The sequence below is a fragment of the Dysgonomonas termitidis genome, assembly GCF_042654545.1.
In the GTDB taxonomy this organism is placed as follows: Bacteria; Bacteroidota; Bacteroidia; order Bacteroidales; family Dysgonomonadaceae; genus Dysgonomonas; species Dysgonomonas termitidis.
In genome coordinates, this window is record NZ_JBHSGN010000086.1 from 1 (window position 1) to 253 (window position 253).

At 56.5% G+C, this 253-nt stretch carries 1 protein-coding gene; it reads left to right on the top strand.

Annotated features, from left to right (window positions below):
- The coding region (locus ACFO6W_RS14800) for a transposase domain-containing protein (protein ID WP_379997745.1) at nt 1-189 on the top strand (189 nt) is incomplete at its 5' end.
- Between the last annotated feature and the right edge of the window lie 64 nt (nt 190-253).

The window sequence follows — 253 nt, forward strand, 5'->3', positions numbered from 1 at the left end:
GATAAGCCCGAGGCTGCTGGCACCTGGATCTATGGACGCAATTCCCCGAACTATTACGGTACATGCAGGCTGCATGGCGTGAATCCCGAAGCCTGGCTTACGGATGTCCTGAACCGGTTACCTGATACCAAAACGGAAGACCTGCACCTCTTGCTGCCCGGAGCCTGGCTGCCGACGGGCCAACATTAATATAAATCCCTCAAGGGCGGCGATGTTCGCCGTCTGCCACACGAATAAAGTAGAGCCGGACGGT